The organism is Haliea sp. E1-2-M8 (assembly GCF_030649675.1).
Taxonomy (GTDB): Bacteria; Pseudomonadota; Gammaproteobacteria; order Pseudomonadales; family Halieaceae; genus Haliea.
Map to the genome: position 1 here is coordinate 1 of NZ_JAUTDR010000015.1, position 15,417 is coordinate 15,417.

At 56.3% G+C, this 15,417-nt stretch carries 18 protein-coding genes; all 18 read left to right on the top strand.

Annotated elements, in window-relative coordinates:
- Nucleotides 1-314: hypothetical protein (locus tag Q6D67_RS13450; protein WP_304706173.1), on the top strand; the 314-nt coding region annotated here is incomplete at its 5' end.
- Nucleotides 315-429: 115 nt separating this feature from the next.
- Nucleotides 430-1,146 carry a hypothetical protein gene (locus Q6D67_RS13455; protein WP_304706174.1) on the top strand — a complete coding sequence of 239 codons (717 nt, stop codon included), beginning with the start codon at nt 430-432 and terminating at the stop codon, nt 1,144-1,146.
- Nucleotides 1,147-2,314: 1,168 nt separating this feature from the next.
- The gene (locus tag Q6D67_RS13460; protein WP_304706175.1) at nt 2,315-2,740 is read left to right on the top strand and encodes a hypothetical protein; all 426 of its coding nucleotides are present in this window, start codon (nt 2,315-2,317) and stop codon (nt 2,738-2,740) included.
- Nucleotides 2,741-2,831: 91 nt separating this feature from the next.
- Complete coding sequence (locus Q6D67_RS21815) at nt 2,832-3,158, top strand: DUF6626 family protein (protein ID WP_370551964.1); 327 nt, start codon at nt 2,832-2,834, stop codon at nt 3,156-3,158.
- A 72-nt stretch (nt 3,159-3,230) separates the two neighbouring features.
- The gene (locus Q6D67_RS13465) at nt 3,231-3,929 is read left to right on the top strand and encodes a hypothetical protein (protein ID WP_304706176.1); all 699 of its coding nucleotides are present in this window, start codon (nt 3,231-3,233) and stop codon (nt 3,927-3,929) included.
- 312 nt (nt 3,930-4,241) lie between these two features.
- Nucleotides 4,242-4,526, top strand: a complete 285-nt coding sequence (locus Q6D67_RS21820; protein ID WP_370551967.1) for a type I restriction-modification enzyme R subunit C-terminal domain-containing protein — start codon at nt 4,242-4,244, stop codon at nt 4,524-4,526.
- A 608-nt stretch (nt 4,527-5,134) separates the two neighbouring features.
- A complete protein-coding gene (locus tag Q6D67_RS13470) occupies nt 5,135-5,350 on the top strand; it encodes a DUF4177 domain-containing protein (protein ID WP_304706177.1) in 216 nt (71 codons plus the stop codon).
- A 4-nt stretch (nt 5,351-5,354) separates the two neighbouring features.
- The gene (yidD, locus tag Q6D67_RS13475; protein ID WP_304706279.1) at nt 5,355-5,597 is read left to right on the top strand and encodes a membrane protein insertion efficiency factor YidD; all 243 of its coding nucleotides are present in this window, start codon (nt 5,355-5,357) and stop codon (nt 5,595-5,597) included.
- 2 nt (nt 5,598-5,599) lie between these two features.
- Nucleotides 5,600-6,013, top strand: a complete 414-nt coding sequence (locus tag Q6D67_RS13480) for a TM2 domain-containing protein (protein ID WP_304706178.1) — start codon at nt 5,600-5,602, stop codon at nt 6,011-6,013.
- Between the two features lie 160 nt (nt 6,014-6,173).
- Nucleotides 6,174-7,352: a zinc-dependent alcohol dehydrogenase gene (locus tag Q6D67_RS13485; RefSeq protein WP_304706179.1), complete on the top strand. Its 1,179-nt coding sequence runs from the start codon at nt 6,174-6,176 to the stop codon at nt 7,350-7,352.
- 35 nt (nt 7,353-7,387) lie between these two features.
- A complete protein-coding gene (locus Q6D67_RS13490; RefSeq protein ID WP_304706180.1) occupies nt 7,388-8,002 on the top strand; it encodes a (2Fe-2S)-binding protein in 615 nt (204 codons plus the stop codon).
- Nucleotides 8,003-8,004: 2 nt separating this feature from the next.
- Complete coding sequence (locus Q6D67_RS13495; RefSeq protein WP_304706181.1) at nt 8,005-9,006, top strand: xanthine dehydrogenase family protein subunit M; 1,002 nt, start codon at nt 8,005-8,007, stop codon at nt 9,004-9,006.
- Entirely contained in the window at nt 9,006-11,333 is a 2,328-nt protein-coding gene (locus tag Q6D67_RS13500; RefSeq protein WP_304706182.1) for a xanthine dehydrogenase family protein molybdopterin-binding subunit, read from the top strand. The genes Q6D67_RS13495 and Q6D67_RS13500 overlap by 1 nt, the downstream gene beginning before the upstream one ends.
- A 245-nt stretch (nt 11,334-11,578) precedes the next feature.
- Nucleotides 11,579-12,139 (top strand): LemA family protein, encoded by a 561-nt coding sequence (locus Q6D67_RS13505; protein ID WP_304706183.1) that lies wholly within the window; start codon nt 11,579-11,581, stop codon nt 12,137-12,139.
- On the top strand, nt 12,139-12,909 hold the full coding sequence (locus Q6D67_RS13510) for a YgcG family protein (protein ID WP_304706184.1): 771 nt from the start codon (nt 12,139-12,141) through the stop codon (nt 12,907-12,909). Before Q6D67_RS13505 ends, Q6D67_RS13510 begins: the two co-directional genes overlap by 1 nt.
- Before the next feature lie 60 nt (nt 12,910-12,969).
- Nucleotides 12,970-13,587, top strand: a complete 618-nt coding sequence (locus Q6D67_RS13515; protein ID WP_304706185.1) for a TPM domain-containing protein — start codon at nt 12,970-12,972, stop codon at nt 13,585-13,587.
- 6 nt (nt 13,588-13,593) lie between these two features.
- Nucleotides 13,594-14,193, top strand: a complete 600-nt coding sequence (locus tag Q6D67_RS13520; RefSeq protein WP_304706186.1) for a pentapeptide repeat-containing protein — start codon at nt 13,594-13,596, stop codon at nt 14,191-14,193.
- 18 nt (nt 14,194-14,211) lie between these two features.
- A complete protein-coding gene (locus Q6D67_RS13525; RefSeq protein WP_304706187.1) occupies nt 14,212-15,378 on the top strand; it encodes a cation:proton antiporter in 1,167 nt (388 codons plus the stop codon).
- Nucleotides 15,379-15,417: the final 39 nt, after the last annotated feature.

Below are 15,417 nucleotides of genomic sequence, written 5' to 3' on the forward strand. Positions count from 1 at the left end.
TGACCATTCGGAGGGTGCAGCTTGCACAGTTCAGGGCGGCGTTGGCAGGGCGTAGATTATTTTGCGCTTACGTATTTTCCATGTATATCAATATCTTGTTTAACATTGAGGTTGTACATGAGCATGTCTCGTCTCCTTCGTTAGTGGACGAATACGACTATGCCAGCAAACCCCAATTGCTAATATTGGTTATATTTGGACGACGCCGAAAAAGATGCGATACTTACCACTGCCAGCTAATTTGTGACTTCACCTATGGCATTTCGCCCTTCCCACGAGCGTCGTCGCTTTCTCAAGCCCAAGCCTCTGTTTGATAACCGCCCAAGTCGTTCAGGCACTAATTGGGAGCAAAGCATCTACTACTGTTGGTTCGAGTACTTGCGTAGAAGTGAGCGTTATCGCCTCGCCTGCGAGTCAGGCGGTGGCGATATGCAGAAACTCTATGACGATTTTGGCGACATACACCGTGTGACGTTTAAGGAGTGGTGGACGCAACGACTGGCAAATGGGTTACAACGAGGCATGGTTCTCTTTGCTGAGTCAGCGCTTCCTGTGCCTCGCCTGCCAGCAACACTAGAAGAGGTCAGAGACTACGAAGATCAGATAGCCTCTGGTGATGTGATTTGCGTACTGCTGCCTGGCGGGCAGACGTATTCAGACACGCTCAAGCTGGGCAAGCGAATCCTAAGCAATCACCATGATATTCATGGGCGCAAGACGAGCAGCACAGTTCGCTACAAGCTTTCGAAGGTAACGAAAAACAGCGTTCAGTCGCTACTCGACGGACTGCGAGCATTTGATATGCGCAAGGAAGGCTTCAAGTACTGGCAAATTGGCGCGATTCTCAAAGACGATGCCTACAGACGTGCGGAAGACGCTCGCTACGTTAGGACTAAAGGCAAGCAAGGCGAGCGGTACAAGCCGTACGATGTATCCCGCTTTTCTGCTGGTGATTTTTTTGACAAGAATGGGCGCCAGTTAGAGCTAGAACGCTCAGCCGATGAGCCGTATCCGCCTGACTACAACACGTGCCATTCACACGGAGAAAGGGTCTGCAGGCTCGCGCTGATAAACATTAGGGCTGCAGAAGAAGCTGAGCCCAGCGAGGGGCTGCAAGGTTGGGGCACATTTCCGTCGAAGCTTTGAAAGAGCACAGGCAACTGATAACAGCTGGGCATCGTCGAGTCTTTGTCTCTACTTGAGACAACTGCTTACTGGGACTGTATTCAAACAGAGCCACGCATCAGATATGAAAGGTTTCCTTTAGATGGAACTATTGGTTAGCATCCATCAAAAGTGATTAGAGTACCTGTGATGTGCCTAGAGTCTAAGTAGGCTCTTTGAGGCAAAAACGGCTCGATTCTGGTTGCGACGCTATTCGCGATTGATACCAAGGTATGTCCAAGTCATGGATACGCGAAACTTTTGCCGAGTTTTCACGAGACAGCCCAGACATAGCGGATGTCGTGTTCGCTATTCTAGATGACGAAACGAATAGCTGGTTTACGAGGATCAATGTAGCTCACACGTTTTGTAACGCAGCCTCAACCGCTCATATAGGTTGCCACGTTGGAATTTTACAGCCAGATGGGAGTAAGCTTGATGGAGAGGGACGTGATTCTTGGCTCAAACCCATCTGGGAGATTGGTGCTCTAGACAAATGTTTCTTGAAGTCACATGATGGCACGATAATTTCTGGCCATCCAATGGCCAAAATCTGGTAACTCTGCATATAGGTTGTCAGACGAATTCAAGCTGCTTCTGGTTAATGATGACGAGCAGTGGAAGGCACGACTTGGTGAGTGGCTATCCAATGATCGAATGCGGCAACGTCTTGCTCTTCAGGCCGCGGCAGATGAACTGGTTAGGAAACTACTTCAGAGGGCGAATACGTAAGAAGTTACACGACATATGCCACCACCAGCCATGCCTCGACAATAGACGCAAATGGGGTGGGTATGGCATAAAAAATAACAACGGCAATCAAGCATGGATTGATGATCTAAGTTACCTACATCACTCCATGAATCATGCCATCAAACTAGGTATGGCGCAGTGCCGGCGAAGAAATCAGTTAATAGCATACAAGTGCTAACCCTACTTGTAGTTCCATCATTTGGTGCTGTATTTTCCCAAAAAGCCCCTATTTTAAAATCGCTTACATAAATAACTTATGTGCCACAAAGTCTGACACGAGACGAGACGAAACATGTGAGCTTGCGAATGCGAACGCACGGAACAGACGGAGGGTACAAAATTACAACATTTATTTATGCGCTTAACTGCGCAGAGTTGAGAACAACTTGGAGAAACATTGAAACTTATCGAGATTATTACTAAAAGAAAGTTAGATGATAAAACAATATTGAAGAAATTGGATAGACATAGACAAGAAATTGAATATGAAGAGAATAGACAAAAATCGACATTCAACATGGGGATTGGCAGAACGGATGACTTAGTAAACATATTATCGTTATACAACACAGGCAATGAGCAAGATGCAGTAATGGCCGATGATTTGCTTGATATTGTGTACAACAGAATATCACCTAGAAGATTGAAAAGATCAGAAAGAATTAAAAGAACCACACATAGGGTAACTGCTGATTCTAACGACACTGCACCTGATGGCAACAGAAGAACTGACGGAAAGGGAAGAACAGGTTTACAGCCAAGTAAGACGTCAGCAGATCGAGTGGATAAGCTAGCCAACAAATCTATCCGAAGCCAAAACTAAATAGTTGCCATAGACCCATAAGAATTTTCATAGAGCAATACATACTCTAGATCTCACAGAATATTTTAGATAATACATAAAGGAGCCAACATTGATAACAGACGACATATTTGAAGAACTTCGAAAGGTACACACAAGCCTGACAGAGAACGAGTTTACTACCAGATACTTAAAGGCATCACGCAGCTACTTATGCAATCGGCGCAACCAAAAACGCGATGTGAGCAACAATGTTCTGCTTAACCTATACGCCGAGCTTAAGGGTCAGGGTAGTGTTTGGCATAAAGCCGTTGCAGGGGAACAAGATGAACGTCGGCGTATGCGCTGGCAGCAGATGGCCGAGCTACACACAGAGCTAGCCCAGCGAGTAGCAAACAGGGTACTGGAGAGGGCAGGAAGCCGAACACCTGATGCCTAAGCGGCTAGTATCATGATTGCACGCGTGGTACGTTGCCGGAAGATTTTCTACACAGATCTTAGGTACGACACCATGTTAACAGCAGCAACACATCTGCCAGGTAGCGTAATCATTGTTCCTGCCATTCCAGCTGGCGCTCTAGCAGCTTACAACAGCGACGACAGGTGGAAATGGAACGAATTTGTCGAGACGCACGTTGATCCACTTGGAACCAGCTTGCGCGAGAAAATACCTAAAAGCATGTTAGATCCAAGAACTGAGCTGTATAAAGAGCAAACACCGATATGCGGCTCACTTGTATCACTGCACTGGTTCGATCTTGATACAAAGTACATTCTCGGCGAGGTACTTAGACACCAATTCGCAGACGCGATTATTGATGGAAAACTTGAGGGCGAAGCTTGGCAGTATGACAAGATAAAAAGCGGTTTTTGCGCGGCGATTAGACTCTTTTGGGAACAAGCAAGCTGGCTAGCTTTGCACTTGGGTACTGAGTACGATTTGGATTTTCCTTTCGAGCAAGCAACTGATGGTTACTTTGAGATCGTTGACCCAATGCTTGCGCAATTTATGTTCGACCGCGCATTCAGTCAGATGGGCACTGATAATCAAGTGCCACATTATGAGGCACTAAAAGTTATATATGAAGCCAAGTTCGGTAAAGCACTGGATAGTAGAAACTTATCAGGACTTGATAATTACCTAAAAGCATTAATATCCGATTACGTCAAAGTCAGCGCTGATTATTGGAGCGTGGGAGGCTACACATAGGCACAATACACTTACTACAAATACTTAGCTGAGCTGACTACGACTGATAGATTGAGAAGTCCGCAAGGCCGCTACTGGGCAGAATGGGTGTTAAGCTATCAACGTTTTATTCTTTTTCGCTCATGAGGTTGTACTGTAATCAACCTATGCCACTTCGACACGCAATGTGTCACATTGCATATATGAACCAGCTATTCAAACCATTGACGATTTACTAGGAAAAATGCTGGCTCAGGCTACAGAGCAGACAAACTTAGGTGAGCTGAAATAGCTTAAACACGTCAAAGAAAACTAGCTGATATGCGTAAACGCATGGCGCATGCAAAACTTTCCATTACACGAACTGCACGTGTAGCGACCAGCAAAACCAACATCTACAACTTGTTAAACGACAAGCAACGTGAGTTCGTGAGCTACGTGCTACATAACTACATTGACGTAGGCGTTGATGAGCTAGACGTGAGCAAGCTTAGTACTGTGCTAACGGCGAAGTACGGAAATATTCACGCAGCACAACAGGAGCTAGGTACGGTGCAAGAAATCCAGGGCACGTTCGTAGGCTTTCAAGCAGAGCTATACAGAGAGACTAGCGCCTGATCGGCAACAATAGTGTTGCACCACAAACCATTCCCAAACACATCTCATCCAGGGAGCATAGTGGTGTTGACACACTAGTTCGCGGACCTACGCTCAAATAGTCAATACATCAAAGGCTCAATCTGGCCCCGCCTTAATAGCATAGTCTATAGCATAGCCTCGAAAACCCTACTTAACCTATTGTTTTTAAAGAGTTTTAGGTAAAGTATTCTATTGAAAATCCCCGTGTCGGCAGTTCGATTCTGTCTCCGGGCACCATTTGAAATCAACGACTTACAATTCCCTCCGCCCGGGAACCTGCGTATTTGCGGATGCCGCCGAGGCACCAAGCAGATTTTCCAAACCCAGACGCGCTCCCCGCTCAACGACCCACCCATCCATCCATACTTCACCCGTAACCACTAACCCTGCATACCCCGGTTTCCGCCAAACACTAGCGCAGTCCACGCCTACTTTTTTTTGCGATGTAGGAACAGTGAGATGCCGCCGAGCAGCAGGGGCTGGAAAAACAGGTGATGCTGGAGTCCATTGGGGCGTTGTTATACGGTATGGAACGTCCACAAGTATTTCGATAAATAAAAACTGATTCTGTCCTGCAGAGGAACCAAATGTATAAAGAATACAAAGTGGAGATAGTAACGGAAGGCGGATGCGGAACCATTTTCCTGGGATCCTCAGGACTGCCGATAAAGAAATTGGAAGCCACACTCAACCAGGCGGCTGCGGAGGGCTGGCAACTGGTATTCCAGGTCATAGAGAGGAAAAGATTCTGGCTTTTCTGGACCAGAGAAACCGTGATACTGACTCTGGGACGTGAGCAATAGCCTGATGGCGCCAGTCCAAAGACTCCTTGTTTCCTGCATAGACCGCTACCAGTCACGTGGTGGCGGACTGGAATTGTTTCGAGTGGATTGCAACTTTGAACCCAGCTGTTCCGAATACGCTCGCCAGGCCATTCTTCAGTTCGGCGCAGCTAGAGGTTTAATGCTTGCGCTAAGCAGAGTAAACAGGTGCCGTGATCATGACCAGATATCCAAGTTACACGATCCCCTACCGCCGAGAAAGATTTGACTATGTTAGAGGCGTTCACTCTCAAGCAGCGCCAGGTCCGCGAGGAAGATGAAAGGCTACGAGAAGCCATTCGTAGTTTGTCTGATTCCGAGAGGATTGATTTTTACCGAAGCTACAACGAATCCATTCGGGACCCTGACACATACGCAGTTCTGAATTGGTTTTTCCTGGCGGGCCTCCATCACTTTTATTTGGGTAACTGGGTCAGAGGTTCTCTGAACCTTGTGGTGATGGCTACTGGAATCTTTTTTCTTCTCCTGAAACCCGAACTTGGTCTTACTTTGATTGCTGGAATACTACTGATCGAAATTCCAGCATTGTTGAGAAGTCAGATTATTGTAGAACATCACAACACTCAGGTCGGCTGGAAGCTTTTACAGCAGGTACACACTGCCAGTCCTCGCACCTGGGGATAATCCTCAGCCACTAGCGCCCAACCCAATCGCGGCTGGCCGACTACTAGCAAGACCTTCCGCAATCGCCACAGCTAAATACCGGGAAACGTTCGCTTCCGAACCGAACGCGAGACATGCAGAGGAATACAGTCCTTGCACATTCCTTATGGAAGCTCGCGACATGAAAGCACTCTGCTGGCATGGCAAGGAAGACGTCCGGGTCGACACGGTCGACGATCCGGTTCTGGAGGATCCCCACGACGCAATCATCCGGGTGACCGCCACCGCCATCTGTGGCTCCGACCTTCACCTCTACGGCGCGCTGGTGCCGACGCTCAAGGAGGGCGACATCCTGGGGCACGAGTTCATGGGCGAAGTGGTCGAAACCGGCTCTGCAGTGACCGGGCTGAAGGCTGGAGACCGGGTCGTCGTGCCGTTCACGATTGCCTGCGGAAAATGCTTTTTCTGCAAAAAACAGCTGTATTCGCTCTGCGACACCTCCAATCCGAAGGCGCATCTGGCCAAAGAGCAGATGGGGCACGCGACCTGCGGCATGTTCGGTTACAGTCACATGACCGGCGGTTTTTCGGGCGGCCAGGCGGAACTGGTGCGGGTCCCGCACGCCGATGTCGGCCCGATCAAGGTGCCGGCCGGTCTGCCGGACGACAAGGTGCTGTTCCTGTCCGATATCTTTCCAACCGGCTTCATGGCTGCGGAAAACGCCAACATAGTGGATGGAGATACCGTCGCTATCTGGGGCTGCGGGCCGGTCGGCCAGTTTGCGATCCGCAGCGCGTGGATGCTCGGCGCGGCAAGGGTCATCGCCATCGATCACGTCCCGGAACGGCTCGCGATGGCGAAGTCATTCGGCCGTGCGGAGATCATCGACAGCTACGACCCGGAAGAAGTGTACGAGCGGCTGATGGACATGACCGAGGGCCGGGGTCCGGACGGCTGCATCGATGCGGTCGGAGCGGAAGCACACGGTCACGGCGCTGCAAATGCGCTGGTCGACAAGGCGAAGGACCTGGCGCACGTCAAGGGGGTGCCGAATCCCTATGTGCTGCAGCAGATCGCCAAGTGCTGCCGCAAGGGCGGTTCCCTGTCGATCCCGGGCGTGTATGTCGGGTTCGTGAACATGTTTCCGATGGGCGCGGTGATGAACAAGGCGCTCACGATCAAGACCGGGCAGACCCACATGCAGCGCTATCTGGAGCCGTTGATGAAGCGCGTGGCCGAGGGCGAGATCGATCTTTCACAGATCATCACGCACCGGCTGCCGCTTGCCGACGCGCCCCGGGGCTATGAGCTGTTCCAGAAACACGAGGATGGTTGCGTGAAGGTGGTTATGACCCCCTGACTCTCACCCTCGACAAATAGATCTTCGGAGTTGCGATGACCTCTAAAACATCCCCGCCGTGCGACGGTCTTTCGCGCCGTAATTTTCTGCGCACGACTGGCGCGGCCGGTGCAGCGTTAGGTGTCGGCATCCGGCATGCTGCGGCCCACCAGCCCGGGAGCGGCGTGCCGCCCGATGCGCAACCGAAGATCGAACTGACCGTCAACGGCAGGCTCCGAACCCTGACTGTCGAGCCGCGCACTACCCTGGTCGAGGCGCTGCGCGATACCCTGGGGCTGACCGGCACCAAGATCGGCTGCAACCAGGGGCAATGCGGTGCCTGCACCGTGTTGTTGAATGGTGACCGGGTGAACTCCTGCCTGATCCTGGCGCTGTCCGCCAACGGCGCCGAGATCACGACAATCGAAGGCCTGGCCAACCCGGACGGGTCGTTGCATCCGATGCAGACCGCTTTTGCCGAGCAAGACGCTTTCCAGTGCGGCTATTGCACACCCGGTCAGATCCTGTCCGCTATCGCCTGCATCGACGAGGGCCATGCCGGATCCGCTGACGAGATCCGCGAATACATGAGCGGCAATCTTTGCCGCTGTGGCGCCTATCCCAACATAGTCGCCGCGGTCGAATCCGTTCGCGACAGCAAGGAGGGCTGAACATGCGCAATTTCGCCTATTACAGCCCGAAGAATCTGGCGGACGCCATTGCTGCCATCCGCGACAGCGGTGGCGATATCCTGGCCGGTGGGACAACAGTGGTGGACCTGATGAAGATCGGCGTGCGCGAGCCTTCTGCGCTGGTCGACATCACCGGCCTCGCGGAACTGGAAGGTCACGAAATCGGTGCCGACCGAATCCGGTTCGGCGCCCTGGCCCGCATGGGTCACCTGGCCGACGACAAGTACCTGGTGGCTGCGGCGCCCGTTCTGACGGAGTCCCTCTGGAAGGCAGCCAGCCCGCAGCTGCGCAATGTGGCGCGTCTGGGCGGCAACATCCTGCAGCGCACCCGCTGTCCCTATTTCCGCGACACCGCCTATGCCCAATGCAACAAGCGCAGCCCGGGATCGGGTTGTGCGGCGCTGGACGGGGGCGAGACCAGCCACCACGCCATCTTCGGCGGCTCGTCCGCCTGCGTGGCGATGTATCCCGGCGACTGGGCGCAGGCGCTGATAGCCTTTGATGCCGAGATTCATACGCAAGGCCCTGGCGGCCGGCGCAGGATTCCCTTCGCTGATCTGCATGTCCTGCCCGGTGACACGCCTGAGGTCGAAACGATCCTGCAGCGGGGCGAGATCGTGACCGAGATCACCGTGCCCATCGTGCCCGCCCTGAAGGCGAGCCATTACCTCAAGGCCCGGGACCGTGAAAGTTACGCGTTCGCCAGCGCCTCGGCTGCTGTCGGGGTCGAACTGGATGGCGATGCCGTGCGCGACGTGCGCATCGCCCTGGGCGGCGTCGCTGCAACACCCTGGCGCGCCCGGGCGGCGGAAGAAAGCCTGAAGGGCAAGCCGCTGACCGAGGAGTCCGCACGCGCCGCGGGACGGATCGCTTTTGCCGACGCTCGCGAGCTGGAAGGCTCCGCCTACAAGATCAAGCTCGGAGCCGATGTGGTCGCCGGGGCGCTCATGACCGCGAAGTCGCGGGCGAATGGAGGCAAATGATGGCCCAGACGATCAATACCGCAGTCACCCGCACCGATGCCCCCCGCAAGGTCACCGGCACAGCGACCTACGCCGCCGATGTGATGCCCGCCGGCATGCTGCACGGCGCACTGGCAACATCGTCCGTGGCGGTCGGTACGCTGACCGGGATGGACATCTCGAAGGCCAAGGCCGAACCGGGCGTCCTGGCCGTGTTCACTCACGACACCCTGCCGGATTACAAGTCGGTCAAGGGCTTTTATTCGGGCGGTCCCGGCTCCGCCAGCTTCTGGCCGATGGACACTGCGCCTGTCCGGTCCTATGCGGACAACCCCAGCTCTGCCAGCTACTGGCCAATGGAAGATGTGCGCATCCGTTACGCCGGGCAACCCATCGCCTATGTCGTTGCGCAATCCGCCGCGGCGGCACGCCGCGGGGCGCAGCTGATAGAGGCGACATACGACGTCTCCGAGAGCCACATCGCCATGGACCCCGAACAAAGCTTCGTCGTGGGCGCGGGGGAGGACAGCAAGGGCATGGTGGTCACCAAGGGCGATCTGGCCCGGGGCCTGTCCTCCGTAGCGCAGATTGTAGAGGCGGAATACATCACCCCGTTTCAGCACCACAATCCGCTGGAGATGTTCTCGGCCACGGCCGAGTGGCGCGGCGACCGGCTTACCGTCTGGATGCCGTCACAGTCAGTCAGGACCCTGCGGGCCGGCATCGCCCAGGCTTACGGTCTGGCGGAAACCAGCGTACGCGTGATCTCGCCCTTTGTCGGAGGGGCGTTCGGCTCAAAAGCGGGGGTCACGCCATACGCGATGCTGACCATCGCCGCGGCCAAGGCAGTGGGCGCCCCCGTGCGCCTGATCGTGACCCGGCCGCAGATGTACACGGTGGCCACCTTCCGCCCCGAGTCGGTGCAGCGTTTCCGCCTTGGCGCCGATGCCGCGGGCAGGCTGACCGCCTTCGAACATATCGAAATCGCCCAGACCTCGCAGTTCGACCAGGTGGTGAACGCCGGCACCCACATTACCCGGGCAATGTACGCCTGCCCGAACATACACACCGAACAGCGCCTGTCCCGGTCCGACACCAATAGCGGCGGCTTCATGCGGGCGCCGAACGAGATGCAGACTTTCTTCGGCCTTGAATCGGCGATGGACGAACTGGCGATCAAGCTCGGGATGGATCCGGTCGCGCTGCGGCGCGTCAACGACACGGACAGGCATCCCGTCGAAGACGTGCCGTTTTCGTCCCGTTCGCTGATGCAAAGCTACGCTGCGGTGGCCGACAGCTTTGGCTGGGCAGACCGCACACCCGAGGTCGGATCGATGACCGACGGCGACTGGCTGGTGGGATACGGATGCGCCACGGCGACCTATCCGACCAACATCCTGGCCTCTAACGCGCGGGTGCGGATGCAGGGCACCGGCCAGGCCTACATCGAGCTGGCGGCCCATGACGTTGGCACCGGCACCTACACCATCATGGCGCAGATTGCGGCAGCTCGTCTGGGGCTGCCCGTTGGCGCCTGCGACGTGGTGATGGGCGAAGCCGACCTGCCCGTCGCACCGATTTCGGGTGGTTCGACGACGGCTGCGTCGGCCGGGTCCGCTGTCCACGACGCCTGCCTGAAGATCGGTCGCCAGATTGCGGCGCAGGTCTCAGCCATGTCCGAGGGGCCGCTGTCCGGTGTGGATCCGGCAGGCATCACGCTGGAAAACGGCGTGCTGAAGGCGCCCGATGGCCGCAGCCAGCCGCTGGTCGAGGCGTTGGCCTCGACCCCCGCGGGCGAAATTGAGGTGATCGGCGAGTTCCGCCACAAGGCGATGACCGACAAGATGATCATGACCACTTTCAAGGGTGGCTATGGCTCCGCTGGCCCTGTGACCCCCGAAATGGCGATGTTCGCATTCGGGGCAGAGATGGTTGAGGTGCGGGTACACCGCTGGACTCATGAGATCCGTGTTCCTCGACTCCACGGCGCCTTTGCGGCCGGAACCATCCTCAACCGCAAGACGGCCCACTCACAGTTGATGGGTGGAATGATCTGGGGCATCGGCTCGGCGCTGCACGAGGTGACCGAAATCGACAAGCCCCGGGCGCGCTTCCTGAACACCAACATCGCGGAATACCTGCTCTCGGTAAACGCTGATGTGCGCGAGATCCGGGTCGAAATGCTGGAAGAACGGGACGATTACGTTAATCCGCTGGGCGTCAAGGGTATCGGCGAGCTGGGGATTGTCGGCACGGCAGCGGCAATCGCCAACGCCGTGCACCATGCCACCGGCACGCGGCTGCGCCGTCTTCCGATTCGCATGTCCGATCTGGTTGGTAAGGCCTGATACCGGGGGTGCCCAAAGAGTCGCGACCGGGGAACCGGAGACGGCCCGCTCTCGAGATCGGTTGTCGCTGCGAAAACGCCGACTACCTTGAAAACAGTAACTCTGCCCCAACCTAAAATTAATACGATGCCTCCGCCTGCGGGCCGGGCGTCTTTCTTTTTCATGCAACTCGTCCGGGAATGAGCACTATGCGAACCCTTCACATACCTTTTCAACAGCGGATTTTCTGGCGGTTGACGTCTCTAATGGCACTGGTTGCGTTACTAAGCGGTTGTGGGATCAACAACATCCCCACTTACGATGAGAGAGTCACCGCCGCCTGGTCCCAGGTGGAAAACCAGTACCAGCGCCGCGCCGACCTGATTCCCAACCTGGTGGAAACCGTCAAGGGGTTTGCAGCCCAGGAGCAGGAGACGCTGACCGCGGTGATTGAAGCGCGCTCCAGAGCCACGTCGATCCAGGTGGACGAAAGCATTCTCAACAATCCCGAGAAACTGCAGCAATTCCAGCAGGCCCAGGGGGAACTGAGCAGTGCCCTGAGCCGCCTGATGGCAGTGTCCGAGCGCTACCCGGACCTGAAGTCGAACCAGAACTTCCTGGCCTTGCAGTCACAGCTGGAGGGCACGGAAAATCGTATTGCCGTCGCGCGCCGGGACTTCATTCAGTCGGTAGAGCGCTACAATACAGAGCTGCGCACCTTCCCGGGAAAGATCTGGCACAGCATCCTGTATAGCGATCTGGAGGCCCACGCCAACTTTGAAGCTACCACGGAGAATGCCGAAGAGGCACCTGCGGTGGAATTCTGATGGTTGCCCCGCTCCGCAAAAGTCTGCTGTTGGTGTTACTGCTGTTGCTCCCAGCCGCCGTCTGGGCCCAGTCAGCGCCGGAGTTTCCCGCCTTGACTGGCCGGGTGGTAGACCGGGCGGAGCTGCTCTCTCCGGAAGCGGAAGCGGGCCTGACCCAGATGCTGCAAGCCCACGAACAGGCCAGCACCGAACAGGTTGTGGTGGTCACATTGCCGGAGCTGCAGGGTTTCCCCATCGAGGATTTTGGCTATCAGCTGGGCCGGCACTGGGGTATCGGGCAGAAGGGCGAGGATAACGGCGCCCTGCTGATCGTGGCGCGGGACGAGCGCAAAATCCGCATCGAAGCAGGTTATGGCGTTGAAGGCCGGCTTACCGACGCCGAGTCCTCCTTCATCATCAATCGCATCATGACCCCGGCTTTCCGTAAAGGGGATTTTCAGGCCGGCATCGTCAACGGCGCGGCCGCCATGATACAGGTCCTCGGCGGTGAGCCCCTGGCGGCTTCCCAGGGCCGGCAGGGTGCCGCCCAGGAAAAGCCCAATTCCGGCCTGGTGGGGCTGTTCTTCGTCCTCATGTGGGTGGTGGTGTTCTTTATTGGTGGTCGCGGTGGCCGTGGTGGTCGCGGGGGCGCTGCCCTGATGGGTGCGGCCCTGCTGGGTGCCACCATGGGCGGCCGTGGCGGCGGCTTCGGCGGGGGTGGCTTCGGTGGCGGCGGTTTTGGCGGCGGGGGTGGCAGCTTCGGCGGTGGCGGTGCCTCCGGTGGCTGGTAACTCCGCACGAGTATCCGCTGGCCCTGCATCCCCTCACTCGACAATGAGAAGTACAGAATCATGACACTACTAAGCAAAAGTGATCAGGAAGCCGTTACCGCTGCCATCAACGAGGCAGAACGGCACACCGACGCCGAACTGGTAACCGTACTGGCGGCCCAGTCCGACAACTACAGTTATATTCCCTTGCTCTGGGCCGGCATCCTGGCGTTGCTGGTGCCGGGTATTGGCAATTACTTCGGCAGCTGGCTCGGTGCCGACATGTTGTTGCTGGTCCAGTGGGGAACTTTCATCCTGCTCAGCCTGCTGTTTCGGGTGCCTGGCATCAACACCCGTCTGATTCCCCGGCAGGTACGTTACTGGCGGGCCTCCAACCTGGCGCGGCGGCAGTTCCTGGAGCAGAACCTCCACCATACGGAAGGCGCCACCGGCATGCTGATCTTCGTCTCGGAGGCCGAACGCTATGTGGAGATCCTGGTGGATCAGGGCATTGCCAACATCCTGGACAACTCGGTGTGGGAAAACATAGTGGCCGACTTCACCGCCCGGGTGCGCCGGGGCGAGACCCGGCAGGGATTTCTTGACTGCATCGCTGCCTGCGGCAAGCTCCTGAAGGAGCATATACCCGCCACCCACGAACGCAACGAACTGCCCGATCACCTGGTGATTCTGCCATAGGATATGATGACCAGTATCAAGGATTGCGAACAATATTTCGAAGCTTCCTTTGAGAAGCTGGAACTGCCGGAAAAACACTACGAAGATATTGAGTTTGAAGAGTGTCGGTTTTTCGACTGTAACTTTTCGCAGACCGCTTTCAGGAACTGCAAGTTTACCAATTGTGAGTTTGTCCGTTGTAACCTGAGTTCAATGGACCTTCCCAATACGCGATTATTTGGTGTCACATTCAAAGAGACCAAGCTGATTGGTGTGGACTGGGCAAAGGCCAATTGGCCCGTGTTTCATCTTGATTTCGAGTTGGATTTTGATCGTTGTATCATGAACGATTCGTCATTTTTTGGTCTCACGTTGAATGAACTGATGCTGGTTGAGTGCAAGCTACACGATGTGGATTTTCGTGAAGGTAACTTTGCAGGCTCCGCCATGACTTACTGTGACTTCACGCAGAGTTTGTTTACGAGAACAAATTTGAGGAATGTGGATTTTAGTGAGTCCACCGGGTATGCAATCAATGTGCTGAATAACGAAGTGGAGGGCGCAAGATTTTCCCGCCATGAGGCATTGAGCTTGCTGGAGAGTTTAGGCATCGTGCTGGTTGACTAGTCTCTCCAGGAATATTTGATGGACAACCTGACCGAGAAGATCCTCCTCCTGGGCCTGGTGCTTCTGGTCGGCCTTGCGGCGGAGTTGCTGGGCAGGCGCACTACGATTCCCCGGGTGACGCTGTTGATTATCGCCGGCGTGGCCTTCGGTCCGTCACTCCTGGGTTGGCTGGAGCCCGCTGGAACGCTTTGGTTCACCGCGGTGTCCCAGGTCGCCCTGACCATGGTCGGCTTCCTGCTGGGGAGCCACCTGACCGCCCGAAACCTGAAACGCCACGGCCCCAACGTCCTGGCCTTGTCCCTTGCAGTTGTCGTCATCTCCGTGATGCTGGTGTTCACCGCTGTCTGGCTCTTGACCGGCGACCTCGTTCTCGCGTTGCTGCTTGGCGCCCTGGCTAGCGCCACGGACCCCGCGGCCACGGCGGACGTTGTGCGCGAGAGCGGCGCTGATGGGGCGTTCACCGAAACGCTTCTGGGCGTGGTCTCCGTGGACGATGTCTGGGGGGTGTTCGTGTTCAGTCTGCTGTTGGGCGCGGCGGCGATGCTGGATGGGGGTGACGGTATGGTCGCGCTGACTCACGGGCTGTGGGACATTGGCGGCGCATTGGTCCTGGGCGTCGTCCTGGGCGTCCCGGCCGCTTACGTCACGGGACGTATCTCGCGCGGCGATCCTACACTGGCCGAGGCCCTCGGACTGGTCTTCTTGTGCCTCGGCGCCGCCCGCTGGCTTGAGGTGTCATTCCTGCTTGCTGCGGTGGTCATGGGCATGGTGGTGGCCAACCTGGCAAACCACCACAGGCGGCCATTCCACGCCATTGAGCATATCCAGTGGCCGTTCATGCTGGTCTTCTTCCTGCTCGCTGGTGCCGCACTGGACCTGGATGCACTGCCAGCGGTGGGCTGGCTGGGCGCCGCATACGTCATCGCCCGGATTGCCGGTCGCCTGCTGGGTGCCTCGGCCGGCGCACGGTGGCGCGCCATGGGCAATAACATGGGCCTTTGGATGGGCGCTGCACTGTTGCCCCAGGCAGGGGTGGCTGTGGGTATGGCGCTGGTGGCCGCCCAGCGGTTTCCCGAGCGTGCCGACATATTGCTGTCGGTGGTGCTGGCTTCCACCGTGGTGTTCGAAATCGTGGGGCCACCGATGACGCGATTGGCGCTTCGGCGGGCAAAGGATGCCGCGTGACGCCAGCCCGCCACAACCAACAGATCGTTCAAATACCTC

What these genes read in the sequence shown, in the direction of transcription:
- Q6D67_RS13455 (WP_304706174.1), top strand. Translation starts at nt 430, where the DNA reads ATGCAGAAACTCTATGACGATTTTGGCGACATACACCGTGTGACGTTT.
- Q6D67_RS13465 (WP_304706176.1), top strand. Translation starts at nt 3,231, where the DNA reads ATGTTAACAGCAGCAACACATCTGCCAGGTAGCGTAATCATTGTTCCT.
- Q6D67_RS21820 (WP_370551967.1), top strand. Translation starts at nt 4,242, where the DNA reads ATGGCGCATGCAAAACTTTCCATTACACGAACTGCACGTGTAGCGACC.
- Q6D67_RS13470 (WP_304706177.1), top strand. Translation starts at nt 5,135, where the DNA reads ATGTATAAAGAATACAAAGTGGAGATAGTAACGGAAGGCGGATGCGGA.
- yidD (WP_304706279.1), top strand. Translation starts at nt 5,355, where the DNA reads ATGGCGCCAGTCCAAAGACTCCTTGTTTCCTGCATAGACCGCTACCAG.
- Q6D67_RS13480 (WP_304706178.1), top strand. Translation starts at nt 5,600, where the DNA reads ATGTTAGAGGCGTTCACTCTCAAGCAGCGCCAGGTCCGCGAGGAAGAT.
- Q6D67_RS13485 (WP_304706179.1), top strand. Translation starts at nt 6,174, where the DNA reads ATGAAAGCACTCTGCTGGCATGGCAAGGAAGACGTCCGGGTCGACACG.
- Q6D67_RS13490 (WP_304706180.1), top strand. Translation starts at nt 7,388, where the DNA reads ATGACCTCTAAAACATCCCCGCCGTGCGACGGTCTTTCGCGCCGTAAT.
- Q6D67_RS13495 (WP_304706181.1), top strand. Translation starts at nt 8,005, where the DNA reads ATGCGCAATTTCGCCTATTACAGCCCGAAGAATCTGGCGGACGCCATT.
- Q6D67_RS13500 (WP_304706182.1), top strand. Translation starts at nt 9,006, where the DNA reads ATGGCCCAGACGATCAATACCGCAGTCACCCGCACCGATGCCCCCCGC.
- Q6D67_RS13505 (WP_304706183.1), top strand. Translation starts at nt 11,579, where the DNA reads ATGGCACTGGTTGCGTTACTAAGCGGTTGTGGGATCAACAACATCCCC.
- Q6D67_RS13510 (WP_304706184.1), top strand. Translation starts at nt 12,139, where the DNA reads ATGGTTGCCCCGCTCCGCAAAAGTCTGCTGTTGGTGTTACTGCTGTTG.
- Q6D67_RS13515 (WP_304706185.1), top strand. Translation starts at nt 12,970, where the DNA reads ATGACACTACTAAGCAAAAGTGATCAGGAAGCCGTTACCGCTGCCATC.
- Q6D67_RS13520 (WP_304706186.1), top strand. Translation starts at nt 13,594, where the DNA reads ATGACCAGTATCAAGGATTGCGAACAATATTTCGAAGCTTCCTTTGAG.
- Q6D67_RS13525 (WP_304706187.1), top strand. Translation starts at nt 14,212, where the DNA reads ATGGACAACCTGACCGAGAAGATCCTCCTCCTGGGCCTGGTGCTTCTG.